Origin of the sequence: Nocardia sp. NPDC050378 (assembly GCF_040655675.1) — a bacterium.
GTDB classification, from domain to species: Bacteria; Actinomycetota; Actinomycetes; order Mycobacteriales; family Mycobacteriaceae; genus Nocardia; species Nocardia coubleae.
In genome coordinates, this window is record NZ_JBFAKI010000026.1 from 1 (window position 1) to 19,988 (window position 19,988).

Annotated in this window: 21 protein-coding genes, 1 pseudogene and 1 riboswitch; of the genes and pseudogenes, 13 read left to right on the top strand and 9 right to left on the bottom strand. The window is 66.5% G+C overall.

Features of this window, described 5'->3' with window-relative positions; genetic code table 11:
• The 4 genes and pseudogenes from AB0I35_RS30985 to AB0I35_RS31000 form a co-directional block, all read left to right on the top strand.
• Positions 1 to 333 (top strand): annotated as a pseudogene (locus tag AB0I35_RS30985) (nitroreductase family protein); the annotation flags it as partial.
• Between the two features lie 41 nt (positions 334 to 374).
• Entirely contained in the window at positions 375 to 3,170 is a 2,796-nt protein-coding gene (locus AB0I35_RS30990; RefSeq protein WP_357399864.1) for a non-ribosomal peptide synthetase, read from the top strand.
• A gap of 11 nt (positions 3,171 to 3,181) precedes the next feature.
• A complete protein-coding gene (locus AB0I35_RS30995; RefSeq protein WP_357399865.1) occupies positions 3,182 to 4,117 on the top strand; it encodes an NAD(P)-dependent oxidoreductase in 936 nt (311 codons plus the stop codon).
• The gene (locus AB0I35_RS31000; protein WP_357399866.1) at positions 4,114 to 4,527 is read left to right on the top strand and encodes a nuclear transport factor 2 family protein; all 414 of its coding nucleotides are present in this window, start codon (positions 4,114 to 4,116) and stop codon (positions 4,525 to 4,527) included. Before AB0I35_RS30995 ends, AB0I35_RS31000 begins: the two co-directional genes overlap by 4 nt.
• Positions 4,528 to 4,650: 123 nt before the next feature.
• Here AB0I35_RS31000 and AB0I35_RS31005 read toward each other — a convergent pair whose 3' ends face one another.
• Both AB0I35_RS31005 and AB0I35_RS31010 read right to left on the bottom strand, forming a co-directional pair.
• Entirely contained in the window at positions 4,651 to 6,213 is a 1,563-nt protein-coding gene (locus AB0I35_RS31005) for an AMP-binding protein (protein ID WP_357399867.1), read from the bottom strand.
• Positions 6,214 to 6,280: 67 nt separating this feature from the next.
• Entirely contained in the window at positions 6,281 to 6,958 is a 678-nt protein-coding gene (locus AB0I35_RS31010; protein ID WP_357399868.1) for a TetR/AcrR family transcriptional regulator, read from the bottom strand.
• Positions 6,959 to 7,055: 97 nt separating this feature from the next.
• Here AB0I35_RS31010 and AB0I35_RS31015 point away from each other — a divergent pair, with 97 nt between their 5' ends.
• Positions 7,056 to 8,369, top strand: a complete 1,314-nt coding sequence (locus AB0I35_RS31015) for a lipase family protein (protein WP_357399869.1) — start codon at positions 7,056 to 7,058, stop codon at positions 8,367 to 8,369.
• Between the two features lie 33 nt (positions 8,370 to 8,402).
• On the opposite strand, the gene AB0I35_RS31020 is transcribed toward AB0I35_RS31015, so the two are convergent.
• Positions 8,403 to 8,831: an ATP-binding protein gene (locus tag AB0I35_RS31020; RefSeq protein ID WP_357399870.1), complete on the bottom strand. Its 429-nt coding sequence runs from the start codon at positions 8,829 to 8,831 to the stop codon at positions 8,403 to 8,405.
• Positions 8,832 to 9,099: 268 nt separating this feature from the next.
• Between AB0I35_RS31020 and AB0I35_RS31025 the strand changes: the two genes are divergently transcribed.
• Positions 9,100 to 10,146 (top strand): fused (3R)-hydroxyacyl-ACP dehydratase subunits HadA/HadB, encoded by a 1,047-nt coding sequence (locus AB0I35_RS31025; RefSeq protein ID WP_357399871.1) that lies wholly within the window; start codon positions 9,100 to 9,102, stop codon positions 10,144 to 10,146.
• 12 nt (positions 10,147 to 10,158) lie between these two features.
• Here AB0I35_RS31025 and AB0I35_RS31030 read toward each other — a convergent pair whose 3' ends face one another.
• On the bottom strand, positions 10,159 to 10,587 hold the full coding sequence (locus AB0I35_RS31030; protein WP_357399872.1) for a hypothetical protein: 429 nt from the start codon (positions 10,585 to 10,587) through the stop codon (positions 10,159 to 10,161).
• A gap of 286 nt (positions 10,588 to 10,873) precedes the next feature.
• Between AB0I35_RS31030 and AB0I35_RS31035 the strand changes: the two genes are divergently transcribed.
• Together AB0I35_RS31035 and AB0I35_RS31040 are read left to right on the top strand one after the other, a co-directional pair.
• Positions 10,874 to 11,530 carry a TetR/AcrR family transcriptional regulator C-terminal domain-containing protein gene (locus AB0I35_RS31035; RefSeq protein WP_357399915.1) on the top strand — a complete coding sequence of 219 codons (657 nt, stop codon included), beginning with the start codon at positions 10,874 to 10,876 and terminating at the stop codon, positions 11,528 to 11,530.
• Positions 11,527 to 12,327 (top strand): alpha/beta hydrolase, encoded by an 801-nt coding sequence (locus AB0I35_RS31040; RefSeq protein WP_357399873.1) that lies wholly within the window; start codon positions 11,527 to 11,529, stop codon positions 12,325 to 12,327. Before AB0I35_RS31035 ends, AB0I35_RS31040 begins: the two co-directional genes overlap by 4 nt.
• Before the next feature lie 61 nt (positions 12,328 to 12,388).
• Here AB0I35_RS31040 and AB0I35_RS31045 read toward each other — a convergent pair whose 3' ends face one another.
• Positions 12,389 to 12,496 carry a hypothetical protein gene (locus AB0I35_RS31045; RefSeq protein WP_357399874.1) on the bottom strand — a complete coding sequence of 36 codons (108 nt, stop codon included), beginning with the start codon at positions 12,494 to 12,496 and terminating at the stop codon, positions 12,389 to 12,391.
• Between AB0I35_RS31045 and AB0I35_RS31050 the strand changes: the two genes are divergently transcribed.
• Positions 12,470 to 12,880, top strand: a complete 411-nt coding sequence (locus tag AB0I35_RS31050) for a hypothetical protein (RefSeq protein ID WP_357399918.1) — start codon at positions 12,470 to 12,472, stop codon at positions 12,878 to 12,880. The genes AB0I35_RS31045 and AB0I35_RS31050 overlap by 27 nt on opposite strands.
• Positions 12,881 to 12,989: 109 nt before the next feature.
• Here AB0I35_RS31050 and AB0I35_RS31055 read toward each other — a convergent pair whose 3' ends face one another.
• Positions 12,990 to 13,919: an oxidoreductase gene (locus AB0I35_RS31055; protein WP_357399875.1), complete on the bottom strand. Its 930-nt coding sequence runs from the start codon at positions 13,917 to 13,919 to the stop codon at positions 12,990 to 12,992.
• A gap of 62 nt (positions 13,920 to 13,981) precedes the next feature.
• Between AB0I35_RS31055 and AB0I35_RS31060 the strand changes: the two genes are divergently transcribed.
• From AB0I35_RS31060 to AB0I35_RS31070, 3 genes are all read left to right on the top strand, one after another.
• Entirely contained in the window at positions 13,982 to 14,569 is a 588-nt protein-coding gene (locus AB0I35_RS31060) for a TetR/AcrR family transcriptional regulator (RefSeq protein WP_357399876.1), read from the top strand.
• A gap of 151 nt (positions 14,570 to 14,720) precedes the next feature.
• Entirely contained in the window at positions 14,721 to 16,031 is a 1,311-nt protein-coding gene (locus AB0I35_RS31065) for an MFS transporter (RefSeq protein ID WP_357399877.1), read from the top strand.
• Positions 16,032 to 16,048: 17 nt separating this feature from the next.
• Positions 16,049 to 16,570 (top strand): VOC family protein, encoded by a 522-nt coding sequence (locus AB0I35_RS31070; protein ID WP_357399878.1) that lies wholly within the window; start codon positions 16,049 to 16,051, stop codon positions 16,568 to 16,570.
• Between the two features lie 36 nt (positions 16,571 to 16,606).
• On the opposite strand, the gene AB0I35_RS31075 is transcribed toward AB0I35_RS31070, so the two are convergent.
• Positions 16,607 to 17,491: a M48 family metalloprotease gene (locus tag AB0I35_RS31075; protein WP_357399879.1), complete on the bottom strand. Its 885-nt coding sequence runs from the start codon at positions 17,489 to 17,491 to the stop codon at positions 16,607 to 16,609.
• 90 nt (positions 17,492 to 17,581) lie between these two features.
• Positions 17,582 to 17,648: riboswitch (guanidine-III (ykkC-III) riboswitch) on the top strand.
• Positions 17,649 to 17,658: 10 nt separating this feature from the next.
• Here AB0I35_RS31075 and AB0I35_RS31080 point away from each other — a divergent pair.
• Positions 17,659 to 17,973: a multidrug efflux SMR transporter gene (locus AB0I35_RS31080; protein WP_357399880.1), complete on the top strand. Its 315-nt coding sequence runs from the start codon at positions 17,659 to 17,661 to the stop codon at positions 17,971 to 17,973.
• A gap of 79 nt (positions 17,974 to 18,052) precedes the next feature.
• On the opposite strand, the gene AB0I35_RS31085 is transcribed toward AB0I35_RS31080, so the two are convergent.
• Both AB0I35_RS31085 and AB0I35_RS31090 read right to left on the bottom strand, forming a co-directional pair.
• Entirely contained in the window at positions 18,053 to 19,333 is a 1,281-nt protein-coding gene (locus AB0I35_RS31085) for a DoxX family protein (RefSeq protein ID WP_357399881.1), read from the bottom strand.
• Entirely contained in the window at positions 19,330 to 19,893 is a 564-nt protein-coding gene (locus AB0I35_RS31090) for a M15 family metallopeptidase (RefSeq protein WP_357399882.1), read from the bottom strand. Before AB0I35_RS31090 ends, AB0I35_RS31085 begins: the two co-directional genes overlap by 4 nt.
• Positions 19,894 to 19,988 lie beyond the last annotated feature (95 nt).

The window sequence follows — 19,988 nt, forward strand, 5'->3', positions numbered from 1 at the left end:
GTCGCGGCCGATCTCGACTTCCACGACGAGTTGCCCAAACTCGTTCCGTTCATGGACAACCCGCAGAACGTCTTCGCCGATCCGGCGGTCCGGGAACCCTCGGCCACGTTCAACGCCGCATTGCAGGTCGCCTACCTCATCGTCGGCATTCGCGCGGCGGGTCTGGCGGCGGGCCCGATGGTCGGCTTCGACGCCGACGCCGTGCGACGAGAGTTCTTCCCCGACGGCAGGCATGTCCCGCTGTGCGTCATCAACATCGGCAAGCCGGGCCCGGACGCCTGGATGGGACGGCTGCCACGGCTGGAGTACGACGAGGTCTTCGCCACCGCATGAATATCGCGCCACGGCGCAACTCTGATCAGTGGATAGGCACAATGACTGCTACATCGAATATTTCGACCATTCCTGTACCACACGCGGTCAACGACGCCGGGTCGGTGGCTCAGATTCTCCTGCACGCCGCCCGGCACCACCCCACGAGCGGCACGACCTACCTGCAGCGCACCGGCGACGGACCGACCGTGCGGGTGCACCGTTCGTACCCTCAACTGCTCGACGAGGCCTTGTCGCTCACCGGTGCGTTGCGCGAGCGCGGGCTGCGTCCGCAGTCGAAAGTCGCCCTCCTGCTCGATGATCACGAAGACTTCGTCACCGTGCTGTGGGCGTGTTTCCTCGGCGGGTTCGTGCCGTGTCCCATGGTCGCCCAGCCCACCGATCCGACCCGCTGGGCGAGCGCGTTGCGTCATGTCGACGAATTGCTGGAACGCCCACTCGTGGTGACATCGCAGTCGATCGACGACACCATGCCCGCGGTTCCCGGGTTGGCGACGGTGACGGTGGAATCGTTGCGCACCGGCGAACACGAGCCGACCCCGTACCTCGCCTCCGCCGACGACCTCGCGCTCCTGGTACTCACCTCCGGATCCACCGGAAACGCCAAAGCGGTGGCACTCACCCACGGCAATCTGCTCAGCTCCATGGCGGCCAAAGCCGCGGTACAGCACCTGAATCCCGACGACATCACCTTCAATTGGATCTCGTTCGATCACGTCGCCGCCCTGCTCGAAACGCATCTGCTGCCGCTGTATTGCGGTGCGCGACAGATCCATGCGCCGAGTGAGGTGGTCGCCGACGATCCGATGGAGTTCCTGCGGATCATCTCCCGCCACCGGGTGTCCATGACCTTCACACCCAATTTCCTGCTCGGGCAGCTGAATACGCTGTTCGAACCCGACATCGACGGTGCCCGTCTCGAACTGAGCTGCCTGCGGCATATCGTGAGCGGCGGCGAAGCCAATGTCGTCGCGACCGGAACACGGTTCCTCGACACCTTCGCCGCCTATGGTCTGCGCGAGACCGCGCTGTGGCCGGCGTTCGGGATGACCGAAACCTGCGCGGGGAGCATCTACAATCGCGACTTCCCGAACGCCGACGCCGGGCAGGAGTTCGCCGCCGTCGGACATCCGGTGCCCGGATTGCGGCTGCGGGTCGCCGACCAGGAAGGGCGATCGTTACCCGTGGGTGCCGCCGGGGAGGTGCAGCTGCGTGGCCCCATGGTCACCCGCGGCTACTTCAACAACGACGAGGCCACCCGCGCGGCGTTCACCGCCGACGGCTGGTTCCGCACGGGCGACCTCGGCCGGTTGACCGACGGCAGGCTCACGCTGGTCGGTCGCAGCAAGGACAGCATCATCGTCAACGGCGTGAACTACTTCAGCCACGAGATCGAAACGGCCGTCGAAGAACTCGACGGAATCGCCCGTGGCTATGTGGCCGCGTTCCCGACGCGTCGCCCAGGCAGTGACACCGAACAGCTCGTGATCGCGTTGCACGCCGAGACCGCCGACGAAGCCGACCTCCACCGCCTACTGACGGCCGTCCGTTCCACGGTGGTGCTGCTGTGCGGGTTCCGCCCCGGATTCATTCTGCCCCTGAGCAAAGCCGACTTCCCGAAGACGAGTCTCGGCAAGACCTTGCGGCCGCGCATGCGTCAACAGCTCGAATCAGGTGGCTACGACCACGTCATCGCCGACACCGCGGCACTCACAACCCGCCAGCTCGGTGGATACTCGGCACCGCAGGGGGGTACCGAGTCGATCCTGACCGATGTCTACGCGGAGCTGTTCGATGTTCCGGCAACCGAGATCAGTGCCACGGCCAGCTTTTTCGATCTCGGTGGCACCTCGCTGGACATCCTTCGGCTACAGCAGCAGATCGCGCGCCGCTTCGGGGTGGCGGACCTGCCGATCATCGCCATCCTGACCGCACCCTCGGTGCGGGAGCTGGCAGCTGTCGTGGACGAGGGCGGTGCCGGACCGCGCCGTTACGATCCGATCGTGGGGTTGCAGACCAGTGGTACGAAGACGCCGCTGTTCTGTGTGCACCCCGGTGTCGGCGAGGTCCTGGTGTTCGTCAATCTGGCCAAGTACTTCGTCGGAGACCGTCCGTTCTACGCGCTGCGCGCCCGCGGTTTCAACAAGGGGGAGGAGCCGTTCCACACGTTCGACGAGATGGTCGATGTCTATACGAGCGCCATCCGACGGCGGCAACCGCACGGTCCGTATGCCCTGGCCGGTTATTCCTTCGGCGCCGCGGTGGCGTTCGAGATCGCCAAGCGGCTCGAAGCCGAGGGCGAACGGGTCGATTTCCTCGGCAGCTTCAACCTGCCACCGCACATCAAATACCGCATGGACGAGCTCGATTTCACCGAGACCGCGACGAATCTCGCGATGTTCCTCGACCTGATCACCAAGCGCCAAGCCGTCGAACTGCCCGCCGAACTGCGAGCGCTGTCCAAGGGGAACCAGCTCGCCCGCCTGATCGAACTCGCCCCGCCCGACCGCGTCGCCGAACTCGACCTGGATCTGACGAAGTTCACGGCGTGGGCCGAGCTCGCCGACGGGCTCACCGGCCTCGGCCGTACCTACACGCCGAGCGGGGCCGTCCGCTCGATGAGTGTGTTCTGCGCGGTCCCGTTGCGCGGCACCAAACAGGACTGGATCGACAACGAACTGCGCAGGTGGGACGAGTTCACCACCGAGGCGAACCGCTACATCGATGTGCCCGGTGAGCACTACACATTGATGGGACCACGGCACGTCACCGCGTTCCAGTCCATTCTGCGCAAAGAACTCGACCGCGCGCTGGCATCGGCCGACGCCGACCGATAGGGAGAAATACGTTGCAGGGCAAGAAGATTCTGATCACCGGCGGCACGGGGCAGGTCGCCAGACCGGTCGCCGAGGCGCTCGCCGCCCACAACGAGGTCTGGTGCCTCGGTCGCTTCGGCACACCGGGCGTCGAGGACGAACTGCGCGCCTCCGGCGTGATCACCCGGCACTGGGACATGAACGACACGACGGCCGCGGGTTACGCGCAGCTGCCGACCGATTTCACCCACGTGCTGCACTCGGCGGTCCACCGCGGTGACGGCACCGATTTCGAGGACGCGCTCACCGTCAACTCCACGGCGTGCGCGCGGCTGATGACCCACTGCCGCACCGCCGAGGCGTTTCTGTTCGTGTCGACCGGCGCGCTGTACAAACGGCAGACCCTCGACCACGCCTATCGCGAATCCGACCCGATCGACGGTGTCGCCGACTGGCTGCCCACCTACCCGGTCGGCAAGATCGCGGCCGAAGGCACCGTGCGAGCGTTGGCGAACACCCTCGAACTGCCGACCACGATCGCCCGGCTCAATATCGCCTACGGCCCCGGCGGATACGGTGGGGTGCCCATGCTGTACTTCAAGCGGATGCTGGCAGGCGAACCGATTCCGGTTCCGCTCGAGGGCCAGAATTGGTGTTCGCTGCTCTACACCGACGATCTCGTCGCCCAGGTCCCCGCGCTGTGGAACGCGGCGTCGGTACCTGCCCGGGTGGTCAACTGGGGTGGTGACGAGTCGGTCGGAATCACCGATTGCGTCCGTTACCTCGAAGAACTCAGTGGTATCGAGGCGCAGCTCGTCCCGTCCGAGGTCACCCGCGAGACCTACCAGTTCGATCCCGAAATGCGCCGCTCCATCACCGGCCCCTGCACCGTCGACTGGCGCGAGGGAATCCGGCGCACCCTCGCCGCGCACTACCCCGCCCACGTTCGCGAGGTGACGCCGCGATGAACCACGCTCAGGTGACGACGCCGAACATCGCGGTAATCCGCACCGCGTACGAGGGTTTCGCGACCCGCGATGTCGCCAAGATCCTCTCCGCCATGCACGACGATGTCGAATGGGTACACCCGGACGGCATGCACAAGTACGGTCTGGGCGGAACCAAGATCGGCCACGAGGGGATCAAGGAGTTCCTCGCTCGTGTCCCGTCGGTGCTCGGCGGCATGGTGCTCGACCCGGTCGAGTTCATCGAACAGAACGACCGCGTCATCGTCCTGGGAACACGCCAGGTCATCGCCCGCAGCGGAACCTCGACCACTTTGCCCTTCCTGCATTCCTGGACCATGCGCGAGGGCAAAGCCACCCGAATGGAAGACATCTTCGACACCGTCGCCTTCCACGCCGCCATCGAGAGCTGACACCCGACCACGCCGCGGGCCGATCGCAAGGTCGTTGCTCGCGGCGATGGTCGGGGAGGTAGCACTTACCTTCTGACCGGCGCAGGCTTCTCGGTCTGAGGCGCTGAACGGCAGCGTCGGTGCTCAGCTGAGGGTGAGGAGGGTGCGGCGGTCGATCTTGCCGGTGGGGGTGCGGGGGAGGTCGTCGAGGAAGATGACGTCGCGGGGGGCTTTGAAGCGGGCGAGGTGGGTTTTCACGTAGGTGCGGACGGTGTCGGCGTCGAGGTTGCCGGTGGGGACGATGAAGGCGGCGAGGCGTTGGCCGAATTCGTCGTCGGGGACGCCGATGACGGCTGCTTCGGTGATCGCGGGGTGGGTGAAGAGGAGGTCTTCGATTTCGCCGGGGAAGACGTTCTCGCCGCCGGAAACGATCATGTCGTCGTCGCGGCCGTCGATGAAAAGTCTTCCGCCGGAATCGAAGTGGCCGAGATCGCCGGTGCTCATCAGGCCGTCGCGGACCTGCTTGGATCCGCCGCCGGAGTATCCGGCGAAGGCGATCGAGTTGCCGACGTATACGGTCCCGACCACGTCGGGTTCGGTGATCCGGGTGCCGTCGGCGCGGTAGAGCGCGACAGTGATTCCCACCGGCGCCTTGCCGACGGTGCCGGGTGCGGCTGTCCAGTCCTGCGGGGTCGCGATGGTGGCGGTGCCGGTTTCGGTGCAGCCGTAGAAGTTGTACACGACAGGTCCGAACGTCTGGATCGCCCTGGTGCCGAGCGCCGAGGGTAGCGCCGCGCCCGCGGTGAACACGATCCGCAGCGAGCCGGTGTCGGTGCGCGACAACACTTCCGGGCTCAGATCGAGAATGCGCCGCAGCATGGTCGGAACCAGCACGATCATATCCGCGCGATGTTCGGCGATCTGGGCCAGCGCGCGGGCGGCGTCGAATTTGCCGTGCAGCACGACAGTGGAACCGAGATTGAGCGAAAGGATGAACTGTGACAGCGCGGTTCCGTGGAACAACGGCGCGCACAACAGCACGGTCTGCTCGCGTCGCAGCGGTACCCGGTCGACGAATTGTGCTGCCGCCAAGGGGGATTCGACCCGACGTGGCGCGCCTTTGGGTGTTCCGGTCGTGCCGCCGGTGAGTAGGACGAAACCACCCTGCCGGGTCGGCGCCGGTGGCCGTTGCGCATCGAGGCCGCCCTCGAGCGTGAGCACGGTGATGGTGTCGGGTAGGGGCGTGGCCGCCACGGGCAGACTCGGATCGGCGACGAGTGCGTCGACCTGCTCGCGGGTCAGCACATCGGTGAGCTGGGTGGCGCCGAAACCGGTGTTGAGCAGAACCAGCCGCGCGCCGAGTTTTCCTGCGGCGATCATGGTTTCGACCAGTGCCGCCCCGTCCGGGTAGAGGACGCCGATGGTGTGGTCGGCGCCGAGCCCGTCCCGGTACCAGCGAGCGGCGATGGCATCGGTGCGCTCGTCTAGTTCGTGGTAGCTGATCCGCCGGTCGCCGTCGATGAGCGCGATCCGGTCCGGCGTGCGGTGCGCGGAGCTGCGTACGCCACCGGCGATCGGGCCGTAGGTGCGCATCGTGCGCGCGGTGCGCGCGACCTGGAGTGGTCGCCGAAGGTCGACGACCCCGGATCGCTGGAGCGCACCGATCTGACGTGCGGCGGTGGCAACGGAATGCATGCGGCACTGCATGGCTGCTCCTTCGATAGGTGCGGCCAATTACAACATGGGCTCTTGTTCGAAACAAGAGCGCTTGTTCTTAGTTGTTCGAGTCCGGTGGCCGCGCGGCTGCGCCCAGGCCGAGGTGGACGATCTGGGTGAATGCCGTGAGGTCGCGGATGAGGGTGTCGATGTCGCCCGAGGTGCCGCGGGTGGTGTGGTGCAGCCAGTCCGAGACCGTGTCGAACAGCCCGCCGATGGTGGCGACAGCCAGTGCGTGCAGGTCGACCCGCGAACCGGTGGCGGGCACGAATCCGTAGTCGCGCCACAGTGTTTCGAGGAACTCGGCCGCCCACCTCCGGTTGGTGCGGCGCTGCTGTTCGACCGTGGCCGAGATCGCGCTCGCCTCACCGAAGGTGACGATCGCGACGCGGGGGTCGTCGACCAGGGCGTGTGCGAAGGCGCTGAGGGTCTCGTCGACGACGGCGTCGCGATCGCCCTGCGCGCGAGCGAGCGCGGCGGCGACGTCGGCTTGCAATCGCTCGCTGACCTGCTGCAGCAGGGCGAGGTAGCAGGCCTCCTTGCTGTCGAACAACTCGTAGAACGCCTTGTTGCCGACCAGTGCGGTCTGACAGATCTGCTCGATGGAGGTGTTGGGGTATCCGTTGGCGGCGATCAGCTCGAATGCGGCGTGCAGGATCTGCTCGCGCCTGCGGGCCCGGCGCTGCTCGGCGTCGAGGCCTTGAATTCGCCGTGGGCGCTTTTCGATCGATGTCACGCAGATCAGCGTATCGAATGCGAAATTGCAACAAGAGCTCTTGTTATCAACAAGGTGGCGTGTTGTAATCGGCGTCACCTACCGAAGTGAGGATTCGATGAAGAACCCGAGAGTTGGGCGGAGATGGGCGCTGGCCCCGCTGGCAGCGATGTGTCTGGCGGTATCGGGCACCACCGTCGCCGCGGCCGATCCGTATCCGAGCTTTCCGCCGGATCAGAATCAGCTGCCGCAATTGCCCACCGAACCCCAGCTCTACGATCTGTTGCCGATTCCGGTTCCCGCTGAGGACCCGTGGTACGACGACCCGGCCGACCTGGGTTCCTACGCCCCCGGTCAGATCATCCGTTCCCGCACGGTGCAGACCCGGCTGCTCGGGCTACCGTTCCCCGTCCACACCGAACAGCTGCTGTATCGCAGCAACGATGTGCACGACAATCCGATCGCCACGGCGACTTCGGTGATCATTCCCGGCATCCCCTGGTCGGGCAGCCCGCGTCCGGTGGTGTCGTTCCAGGAGGCGATCGACTCGACCGACTCGTCGTGTAATCCGTCCTACACACTGCGAACCGGAACGATGAAAGAGGCCGCGCTCGCGGTCTATTGGCTGGCACAGGGTTTCGCGATCAATGTCGCCGACTTCGACGGCAAGTTCAACACCTTCAACACCTACGACGAAGGCAAGATGGTGCTCGACAGCCTGCGCGCCATGAAGAATTCGGCGCTGGGGCTGGCCGATTCCGGTATCGCGCTCTACGGCTATTCCGGCGGTGGCTCGGGGTCGATCCGCGCCGCCGAACTGCGCCGGACCTACGCGCCCGACGTGCGACTGCTCGGCACCGCGGTCGGCGGCTTCCCCGCTGATCTGCAGGCCCAAGCCCGCTTCGCCGTGGCGGCACAGCCCGGGCTCACCGGTATCAGCAACTTCACCATGTGGCTCGGATTCGCCGCGCTGTCACGAGAATTCCCCGACGCGTTCGACGCCGAGGAACTGCTGACCCCGGAGGGGCAAACGATTGTCGCGGACATGGGTAAGCGCTGTGTGTACACGATCGCGGCGGCCGGCGCGTACCGGCCGATCAGTGCCTACTTCAAGCCGGGAAAGTCGCTCGACACCACCCCCGAGGTCATGCGGATTCTCGCGGAACAGAGCCTCGGCCACCACATTCCGGACAGCCCGATTTTCTGGTGGCACGGCATCTGGGACGAACTGATCCCCGCCGACGTCGTGCTACCGACGGTCCAGGACTACTGGAACCGCGGCGCCGACCTGCGGTTCTACACCATGCCCCTGCCCGAACACCTCGTCAACGCCACGGCCGGCTGGCCACCGGCGGTGGCCTGGACCAGCGCCGTACTACGCGGACTTCCCCCCGGCGACCGCTTCAAGGCCGACACCCCGCTGCCCAGATGACGGACGATTACGAGTCGCCGCGCGATGTGCCGATCACGCCGCCGGACGGACGCCGTGGGCGAAGGTGAGCTCGGCCTGAATGGTCTTGTGCCCGTCGTAGCGGCTACAAGTCCAGGTGTCGGCGAGGTTGTCCACCAAGCGAAGTCCGAGACCGCCGGTGTGGTCGGGGGCGCGTGGGTGCGGTTCACCGGGGCCGGTGTCGGCTACTTCGATGCGTACTCGGTCGGGGACGTGGTTCAGCGACAGCCGGGCACGCCGGGGTGGGAGCCCGTGGCGGCGGGCGTTGCTCGCGAGTTCGTCGAATACCTGAATAGTGTCCGCGACAGCGGTTTCGGGTAAGGATGCGAGGAATTCGCGCACCATGATCCGCGTGCTCGCGGGCGTGAGGGAGTCCAAGTCGACCTCCAGGTCCTCGTGATGGACCGTGCTGCGACGCCGGGCTTTCAGTACCGGTCTCGTCATGACCCTTCCCTCCTGCCTCGTGGCTCGTTACAACACGGCTACCCGGCTGCGCCATTGCGAAACGGTGGCTGGCCGAAACGAATTCCACCGTCACGATCGGATTCGAGATCGCGGTCGAACGGCGAAGCGCGAAGCTCGAAGCTGGACTGTGACCGTCACCGGCCGAGGGTGGCGGGCCGCTGTCGTGGGCGCATTCGCTCCGATAGCTCTCGACACTCCGGGCTCTGGTGGCACCGCCGACGCGGCAGCGGACACTACTCTGCTCGCTATGGCGATGACCAGCGCGAAGATCGGGGGAGCGGCGGTCGTTGCCCTCCACCCGTCGACCATGGTGGGGTGCACCTATCGCTGCGACGACCGGTATGTCGTTGGGCGCGAAGAGATTCGTCAATTCGCGCGCGCGGTCCAGGACGGTCATCCGGTGCATCGGTCGGAAGCCGCCGGTATGGAGTTCGGTTACGGCGGGCTGATCGCGCCGCTCACCTTCTTCGCGATTCCCGCGTTTCGGGCGCAAAGGGCGATGTTCGACACGGTGGCCGGTGGATACGATCTGAGCCGGATCATGCAGACCGATCAGGTTGTCAACTACCACAGGCCGATTCGTCCTGGCGACGCACTGAGCTGCGAGGTGGGTTTCGAGTCGTTTCGCGGAGCCTTCGGGAGCGAACTCTTCGAATTCAAGACCGAGATCACCGACCAGTACGACTGCCCGTTGATCACTTCGCGGACAAGTTTCGTCGGTCGAGCCGAGGTCGGGGCCGCAAGGTCGCACTCGGCCGATGTCCTTGTGATGCGCGGTTTTCACGACCGACCGTCGGGTGCCGGACTCCGTCCACGGGTACGCGATGGATCTGATCCTCGGCCGAAATCGGAGGGCGCGCGCGGCGGCCGAACGCGGCCCTTCGAGTCCGTCGCGGAGGGTGCGAAGCTACCCCCACGGGTCTTTTCTCTCACCCTCGGAGATCTGGTCAATTATGCCGGTGTGGCGGGTGATCCGAATCCGATCCACTGGCACCCGCAGGCCGCCCGAGCGGTGAACCTGGACGCTCCGGTCGCTCACGGCATGCTGACTGTAGGTCTGGGAGCGGGTTATCTCACCTCGTGGCTGGGCGATCCCGGCGCCGTCCTCGAATATGCGGTCCGGTTCACCAGTCCGGTCTATGTGACCAGTGCCGGAGCGAGTGTCGAGTTCTCGGGGACCGTGAGGTCCGTCGATCCTCGGCATCGGACAGCGGTCGTGGCAATCGTCGCCCTATCTCAGGGGCGGAAGATCTTCGGGCGAGCAACGGCGAAGGTCCGACTCTCGCCGACCTGACAGCCGGATCGACTACCCGGTCTGCTGCGGCGGAGGAGTGAGATCGCTCGGCGGCGTGGACGGCCGAATTGTCATGCCCGGCCAGGAAATCCCGCGAACTCCACCCTGGCCGCGAGCGACGCGGATTCCTTCGGCGGTGATCCGAGGGCGATAGGTCGTTGTCCGGTGACCGAAGGCCGGGTCGAGATCGACGGAGTCGAACAGTCCCATCCTCGTCAACCACTGCGACGCACGAACCACTTCGTTCTCGGTGAGGGACTCGCCCGGCCAACCGACCGACGCCCCGACGACGAAGGCGCCGAGGGCTCGCCCGGTGTTGTCGGAAAGGTCTTCGTTGTGTGCCCATTTCAGCACCGCCTCGCGCACAGCCCACTGCCGGTCGGAGTAACCGGGCGTCGTGCGCGCCGTACTGTCCATCCGCAGCATCGCGGGCTTGTCCATCACGTCACTCCTCAATTCCCGAACCGAGCGGCTCGTGCCCACGACCTCGTTTACAAGATAAACATATTGCGGTTTATCTTGTAAACCGGTGTATCGACGACCGCGTGACGGGGTACATTGAGCCGAACCGGAACACCCCGGTATCCTGGGGTTATAGTGGCGTGCTGGAAGACCAGGGCCCGAGGATTTTGACAGGAGCTCCGCCCTGAGCGAGGACACGATCGACTCGGGCGCCGAGCTGCGCGACAACAGTCCACGCGACGGAGGTGCTCGGCGCGCCCCGCGACTGGATCGGGTGCTGATCCTGGAATCCGCGATCGCGCTGATCGACGAGGAAGGCCTGGGGCACCTCACGATGCGCCGCCTCGGTTCATGGCTCGGCGTGGAGGCCATGGCCCTGTACCGATACGTGTCCGGGCGTGACGACCTGCTGGCCGGGGTGGTCGATCACCTCGTCGACCAGCTCTACAAGCAGAACCTGATGGAGCCCGACGGCGCGGGCGGCAGCTGGCAGGGCTATCTGCAGCGCCTCGCGCACGGCGTGCGCCGCGTCGCCATCGAGCACCCCGAGGTGTTCCCGTTGATGGCGTCGAGCCCGCCCCAGGCGCCCTGGCTGTGCCCGCCGTTGCGCAGCCTGAACTGGATGGAGTCCTTCCTCGACACCATGCTTGGCTACGGATTCGACGACCGTCAGGCGGTTCAGGCCTACCGGTCCTTCGCCACGTTCCTGCTGGGCCACCTCCTGCTCGAGGTAGCGACCAAGGGGGTCGAGCTGAGCCCGATCACCACCGCAGAGCCCGGACAGCACGAATCCTCGGATCTGGCCGACTACCCGAACGTGCATCGCCTGCAGAGCCACCTCGCGGCCGACCGCGCGGCCGACGAGTTCGAAGAATCCCTCGAGGCGTTGCTCGACCGCCTCGAAGCGATGCGCCGCGCATGAACGCCGACCGACCACCGCTGGTCTTGCTGCACGGCCTCACGATGTCGGAACGCGCCTGGGCCGAGGTTGTGCCGCTGTTGGCGCCGCACCACCACGTCATCGCACCCACGCTGCTGGGCCATCGCGACGGACCGAAGCCGACACAGCGGCCCACACGGGTGAGTCATCTGGTGGACGACATCGAAGCGCTGCTGGATACCCTCGGCCTTCATCGGGTGCATCTGGCCGGGAACTCCCTGGGTGGATGGGTCGCGATCGAACTGGCACGCCGGGGCCGGGCCCGCAGTGTATGTGCCCTGTCTCCGGCCGGGTTCTGGGAACCGCGCTGCGCCAGTCAAACTCACGGCACCTCGATCATCGCTCGTGACGCGGCGACCGCTCGCCTCGGCAGGCCCCTGGCGCCGCTCGGCCTGCGGTCACCCCTGATCCGGCGGCTCGCACTGCGCAACGTGGCGACTCGCGGCGATCGCATCAGCAGTGCGCAAGCCCTCGACATCGTCCGTGACCTGACCGAATGCCCGGTCACCACCGACCTGCTCAGCACCGACGAGTACATCGCACCGCTGCCGGATCTTCCGTGCCCCATGACGGTGGCCTGGGCCGAGCACGATCGCCTGCTGCCGCTCGCGGTGAACACCCCCATCGCCCGGCTACGCCTTCCCGAGCAAACTCACTTCCGAGTCCTCCGAGGCGTCGGTCACGTCCCCATGATCGACGATCCCGAACTGGTCGCGCGAACCATCCTCGCCACCACGGTCGGCCATCCGCAGCCCGAGGATCCACACTGCCCTGACTGAGGATTCGGCCGCTGACTCGATGCGGATCCTTCGTTCCGAGTGCGCTCTACACAACCGGAGGTCACGGCAGGCCGCCGTCGTTGGCGTGGTCGACCAGTCCGGTCTGGTGGGCGATGACGACGAGTTGTGCGCGATCGCGGGCGTGCAGTTTGTTCATGGCACGCTGCACGTGGGCGCGGACGGTGAACGGACCGACGAACAGCTGTTCGGCCGGCGTGCGGTCCCCGTCGGCGATGCTGCCTACGCACCGTCGTTCCTGACCGGGCAGGGGTCGAGCCTCGCGCTCGTCGGCGCCTACATGCTCGCCGAATCCCTGGCCGCACACGACGACCACGCCACCGCTTTCACCGCCTACGAACGTGCCGGCCACCCATTCGTCGAACTCAACCAAGCACAGATCTCCACCGGCGAAGCGGCCCTCTTTCCCACCACGGCCGAAGCCCTGCAAGCCCGCAACCGTCGACTCCGCGACCTCACCATGTCGGCCCCGACCACCGGTCGACCGGCCCACACAGCCCTCACGCTGCCTGATGTCAGACGGATGGCCTCGTGACCACCGATGTCTGCGGTGTACACGCCCATGGGCATTTCGTGTGGGCCGATGGGGCTCGAAGTTGTCCAGCCGCAACACCTCTCGTTCACCGTACTGATGCGCCGCAGCGTCATGCTCCGGAGACGTCTGTGGTCGGGGTGGGTGAGGGCGACGCGGAGGTGAAGGGGAAGCGCGTGCCGGTGAGCTGTTCGGAGGCGCGCCAGAGCCGCGCGGCGGAGTCCGGATCCTCGGCCACAGGGGATATCTCGCCCACCGCTGCCGGACCGCGAACACCGCCGAAGCGGCTCGGCCCGACGAAACTGCCGCCGGGGATGTCACCGACGGCCGCCAGCAGTGTGGGAAGCGCACCGGCGTCGGGGCCTTGGGCGAGCACGGGCGTGAAGATGGCCGACAGGGCGTCGATGAGCCGGTTACCGCTGGTGATCCGGAAGCCGGTGGCGGCCCAGCCGGGATGCGCAGTGGTCGCGATGACCGACGAGCCGACCGCGCTCAGGCGGCGTTGTAGTTCGGCGGTGAACAGCAGGACCGACAACTTCGACGCACCGTAGGCGCCGAACGGCTTGTAGGGGCGTTGCGCCCACTGCATGTCGTCGAAATCGAGCTGCGCGGTGCGGTATGCGGTCGACGAGGTGGACACGACGCGGTCGGTGATCCGGTCGAGCAACAGGTTCGTCAACGCGAAGGGCGCCAAGTGGTTGACCCCGAACTGGAGCTCGAAACCGTCGGCGGTGTGCTGTAGCGAATCGGTCATGGTTCCGGCGTTGTTGATGAGCACGTCCACTGTGCTGTCGATGCCGTCCGCGAACTGCCGGACCGATGCCAGCGAGCGGAAGTCGAGCGGACGAACTTCGACCCTTCCATTCATTTCGGCGGCGACCGCACGGCCCTTTTCCTGGTCGCGGACAGCGAGTACGAGCCGTGCGCCCTTGGCGGCGAGGACAGCTGCGGCGGCACGGCCGATCCCACTGGTGGCGCCGGTGACTATGACGGTGCGGCCGGTCTGATCCGGAATCCGAGAAGGAGAGGCAAGTGTCAGCATGAAGCCAATGTATCCACTGGAAACAATCTAGTCAACGGAAACATCCTTGATAGGCTGCCCGCATGACGCCCGACCGCCCCTACCACCACGGCAACTTGCGCCAGGCCGTCCTGGAGCAGGCGACGCCGGTGGTGCGTGACCGAGGAGCCTCGGAGCTGTCGCTGCGTGAGCTGGCCGCCGCCGTCGGCGTTTCGCACGCCGCAGTGCGCCGGCACTTCCCTGACCGCCGGCAGCTTCACGACGCACTGGCCGTCGAAGGGTTCGCATTGCTCGGCACGCGACTGCGGGACGCGGTCGAAGCCGCGCCCGGCTACCGCGCGCAGATTCGCTCGCTCGCCCGGGCCTACCTCGACTTCGTGACGTCCGAGGCGAACCTGGCCGAGCTGATGTTCGCCCACGAACACGGCGAAGGTGGCGAGGCCGTGAGCACGGCCGCGGAGGCGGCCTTCGCGCCGATGTTGCTGGTGTTCGAGCGCGGCCTGGCCGACGAGTCGCCGGACACGAGCCCGCAGCGGACCGCACTGATCTTCCTCGCTACCTTGCAGGGGCTGGCCGGGCTCGTGAATTGCGGCATGATCACCGCCGACCAGCTCGGCGGCCTGATCGACGAAGCTGTCGCGCAATTCCCGCAGGGTCGCGATCAGCGATAACGCCGAAGGCGCGCAAGGGCTTCGCGCTGCCGGAGTCACCGAAGATTCCGCTCAGTGGTCGGCGGTATTGCCGGTCGTCGGGTCGCGCTGGAAACGTCGCGGTGACCGCGATGTCGAACGAGGATCTCGCGGCCGAACCGAAGGAGTCTCGGTGACCACGCTGCCACCCGAGAAGGCGAATGTGAGGGCTCGTCGCCGTGCGGCGTTGTCGAGCCTGCTCGGTACGACGATCGAGTACTACGACTTCTTGCTGTACGGGACGATGGCCGCGGTGGTGTTCGGGCCGCTGTTCTTTCCCGGCTCGAATCCGGCGTTGAGCACGATCGCCTCGTTCGGCACCCTCGCCGCCGGGTATGTCGCACGCCCGCTCGGCGGCGTGATCTTCGGCCATTTCGGTGACCGCGTCGGCCGCAAGTCGATGTTGCTGATCACGATGCTGATGATGGGTATCGCCAGCGCGGCGATCGGCCTGCTGCCGACCTATCACACCATCGGTGTCGCCGCGCCGATCCTGCTCGTGCTGCTGCGCGTGGTACAAGGGGTGGCCGTCGGCGGGGAATGGGGTGGTGCCGCGCTGATGGTCGTCGAGCATGCCGACGCGCGCAATCGCGGTCGCTGGGCCGGAATCATGCAGCTGGGAACACCTCTCGGTTTCCTGCTGTCCACCGGAGCGGTCGCCGCGGTGACCCAGCTTCCCGAACCACAGTTCTCGACCTGGGGGTGGCGGTTGCCGTTCCTGCTGAGCGCAGCCCTGCTCGTGCTCGGGATGTATGTGCGGCTGCGGGTCGCCGAGAGTCCGGTTTTCGTCGCCGCCGCGCCACCGCGGGACGCGATTCCCGCGGTGCAGGTGCTGCGCCGCCCCCGGCTGCTCGCCCCCGCCGTATTCGCCGGTCTCGCGCCGTTCGCGCTGACCGCCCTGACGAGTTCGCACATCATCGCCTACGCGACCGGCATCGGTTACGCGGTCGGTGAGGTGATGCGATCGCTGCTGCTGGTGGTCGTCGTCTCGATCGTCGCCATTCCCGGAAGCGCGGCCCTGTCGGATCGGTTGGGCAGGCGGCGAACGATGATGACGGGCGCGATCGGGGCCGTCATCTACGCCTTCCCCCTGTACAGCCTGATCAACAGCGATTCGTGGTGGATCATGACGGGCGCGCTGATGTTCGCGCAACTGCTGCAGAACCTGATGTACGCGCCGCTGACCCCGATGCTGTCGGAGATGTTCCCCACCGGTGTGCGATACACCGGTGTGTCCATCGCCTATCAGACCGCGGCGCTCGTCGGCGCGGGCTTCACCCCGCTGATCGCGAGCAGCCTGCTGGTGGCCTTCGACGGGTCGAGCGTCGCGCTGAGCGGGATCATCGTGGTCACCGCCGCCCTCAGCCTGGCCGCCCTGGTCGCTACGGTGGAGGTCACGGGCCGGGATCTGCGTGTCGACGCCGACGACCGCCCACAGTCGTAGGCCAGGAGGTCATCGCCATGCGGGGAATCAACCACATCGTCTTGTTCGTCGCGGAGCTGGAGCGCAGCATCGCCTTCTACGAAGACGTCCTCGGCTTCGAGCGACTCGCCGAGGGCTTCCCGGGCGGTGCCTTCCTGCGTCACCCCGGCTCGGCCAACGATCACGACCTGGGGCTGTTCCAGGCCAGGCGGCCCGCGGCGGGCCCGCCGGGATCGGTCGGGCTCTACCACGTCGCCTGGGAGGTCGACACGTTGCGCGAGCTCGCCGATATCCGCGGTCGTCTGCTCGCGGCGAACGCACTGACCGGTGCGAGCGACCACGGGTCGACCACAGCGCTCTACGCGCGCGACCCCGACGGCATCGAGTTCGAGGTGTGCTGGCTGGTGCCCGACGACCACGTCGAGGACGCCCTCGCCCCCGGAACCTCGTTGACCGCTCCCTTGGACCTCGACGCCCACATCGCGCGGTACGGTGCCGACACGCCTGGCGGTCTCCGCGCCGACCCGCAGGTATGGGCCCGCATCGCGGCACGGCGGTGAACACCTCCGGCGGATGCGCCCCGGCGGTCGAAGCGATCAGTTCGCGGCGCTTCGAATCACTTGCAGCCGTTGCCTGATCGGCGGATGTGAGTCGAGCCATCGAGCGCGGGCCGCGAGCAGTGCGGATGTGTGAGCTGTCTCGTGTGGAAGCCACCTGCGGAGCGCGCCGTGGAGTTCGCGGCCGTACCCGAGATGAACAGCCATCCGGTCGGCGGCGAACTCTCCGCGCCGTGCGCGCGCCGCCGCGGTCAGGGGTTCCAGGACGAGTAGTGCGATCAGCACCGCGACGGCGGGTTCGCCGATTCGTGGTGTGAGGAAGAATGCCACGGCCACCAGGAGTGCCGCCGCGATCGCCGCTCGCGCGAGACATCGGAGAGTGCCGGGACCACGTGCCGCGCGGACCGGGATCTTGCCGATACCCCTGACCATGCGGGCCGGGAGCGAGAACCAGGCGTCGAGCAGTCGCATACGTGGATCGAGCATGAGATGGTGGCCGAGTTCGTGGGCGAGCACCGCGGCCAGCTGCCGTGGGTGAAGCGATTCGATCGCCCAGCTCGTCACCGCGACCATGCGCGCGGGCGCCGCGAACGCGTTGAACGCGGCCGACTGCTGCACCCACAGCGAGTAGGGCCAGCCATCCACCCCCGCCTTCCGGGTGACCTCGGCCCAGGCGGCCGCGAGAATATCGGGTTCCGCCCCGACGGGCTTGCGGAATCCATAGGCCGCTGCCGCTCGGCCCCGATTCGGATGGAACCACAGTGCGCTGGCCAGGCCGCACCCGAACCCGGTCCACAGCACGAGCACGATGATCGCCGCCCACCAGCCGACGCCGACGATCACGACGTAGACCAGGACACCGTTGAGCGCCACGCTCGGCAGCGTCAGCGCGAGTCCACCGCCCGTTTCCCGAATCCTCCCCACCTGCCGGAGTTTACGGCTACCCACCGACATCACCGCTGGTGAGACGAACCACCATCGCTTGCCGACCGATAGCCGGCGTGCCATGGTGGCAGAGAGCCCGGCGATCGGGCTTCCGGACGAGGGGTGCCGTACCCGGAGTGCGACAAGACGGCCCGAGGAGGGCTGCGATGTCGTGGATTCTGCTTGTCGTGTCGGGATTCTTGGAAGCTGTGTGGGCGACCGCACTCGGCAAATCCGAAGGCTTCACCCGGCTCGTGCCGTCGGTGCTGTTCTTCACGGCGCTGCTGGCGAGTATGGCCGGATTGGCGATCGCGATGCGCGAACTTCCGGTAGGTACCGCGTATGCGGTCTGGGTCGGTATCGGCGCGGTCCTCACGGTCGCCTTCGCCATGGCCACCGGGGAGGAGCCGGTGACGATATTCAAGCTCCTGTTCCTCACGATGATCGTGACAGGCGTGGTCGGGCTCAAACTCGCCCACTGAATCAGACGACGCCTACACCGGCCGCCTGCAGCCGCTGCACGCGCGCGTCGAGCGGGCCGGTTCCGAGTGGACATGTCAGCTAGCGAAAATACGGATAGTTCTGCACCCAGTGGAACCCGCGGCTGCGCAAGGTGAAGCTGTCGAGGTCCAGGTGTTCCAAGGTGACGACGAGCGGGCGATCGTGCAGTTCCCCGCGCAAAATCAGGAGGTCGGGGGTGGGTCTCTGGGTGGACACAGTCGCGAGTGGTCTCGTCGGTCGGGCGAGTTCGAGCTGCCCGCCGGAGGAGAGCTCGGCTTCCACCGGAACGAATTCACCATCCATCCGCTGAATGGTGGCCGACCCAGGACGTTCGAAAATCAATCGTTGCCAACGGGTTTCGTCGGTCGTGAGCGGCAGAGCGACCTGTCCGTCGACGGTGAATTCCCGCACGTCCCAGATCCCGTACAGCTCGGACTTGGGGCTACCTGCCCCGTGCTGTTCCTGCCACACCACCCACCGGTCGTACCCGCCGGCCAGTGCGACCCAGAGTCCCAGACCCGCAACGACCCCTTTCGCGATGCGGTTCTTCCGTTCTTCGGCGAAGAGCGACGGTAGCGACAGCGGCGCGCAACCCCCCTGCAGTACGAGGACATCCGAAAGCCGCCTCAGATAGGGCGCGAGCAGCACCAGGCTGATCAACATCAAGTGCGCGGCGAGCAACTTCTCCGGGATGTCGAACGTCATGTTCAGCAGGAGGATTTGAGCCGTACTGAGCAAGCACAACAGCGCACCGAGCACCATCGTTGGGGCGAAGAACAGCAACAGACCCGCCACGACTTCCACAGCACCGAGCGACATCTCGTATGCGGGGGAACTGCCCACCTGCAACCACAGGACCGAGGCCGGACTCAGATCGCCGTACGGCTGTAGCAGCTGTGCCAACGACGGCCCGGGCATCTGGGTCGGAATCAGCTTCGCGAACCCGAACCCCACCATCTGCGCACCGAGGCACAACCGCAGGAACAGGAAGAACCAGGCGGTGAGCCGGGGGTATGCGGTGCGGCGATCGAATGCCGTCCACACCGCGGCGACAACCACCGCGAGGACCAGCAGACACAGCACCAGCACCCACACCGCCGCCTGATCACCGGCACCGGAATCCTTGTGCTGCACCGCGTCGACGCCGAAGAATGTCCGGCCGACCCACCCCGTGACGGGGTCGGTCAGCGACATGTCCCACGGGCTCACATAACGGCGCACCCAGCGCCCGAGGACGCCGAGCAACGCGAACGGAATATAGGTGTTCAGCAGGCAGAACAGAACGAAATAGACCACGCAGAACCGAAACGCGACGAGCGTGGCGGGCCGGGGAGTGGTCACCGGTGCATCCTCGGGTCCTCGGTGGGATCGGAAAACCGTGCCGGGCAGCCGTTTTCCGCGGCGTCGCGGCGCAGTTCGTAATGCCAGGGTTCGTTGTCGTAGATCTGACAGAGCCCATAGGCGGCGCCGTGGACGGACAACCACGCCGTCGCCGCACTGTGCCCGATGTCGACCGCGTCACCCGACACGTGCGCGGAGGTTTCCGCGGTAGCCACCCATCGGGCGGCCTCGGCCTCGGACCCGTACTTGCCGACCGCCTCGTGCAGCAGCCGTGTCTGATGTTCCGCGGACCGCCAGCCACTGGTGACCACGAATTCCACCCCCTCGCTACCCGCGTCGACGGCGGCCCGACGGAGCGCATCGAGCAATGCGGGGTCCAGATTGGCCACCGAGGGGGACTGGTCGTCGAAGACCCCCGCACCGGGCGAACCAGGGTCGCCACGGGGAATATCGATCGACAACGCGACCGCGGAGAACCGGTCCGGCGATTGGTGGACAAAGAACGCCACACCGCCTGCCACGGTCAGCGCAGCGACAGCGGTCGCTAGAATTCCGCGCATATTTCTCTGATTCATGCAGTCAGTCAAGACAATGCGGCGTTGCACGCGTGTATGCGATTTTCGATACGCCGACGATATGTTCCCGCTGGAAGAAT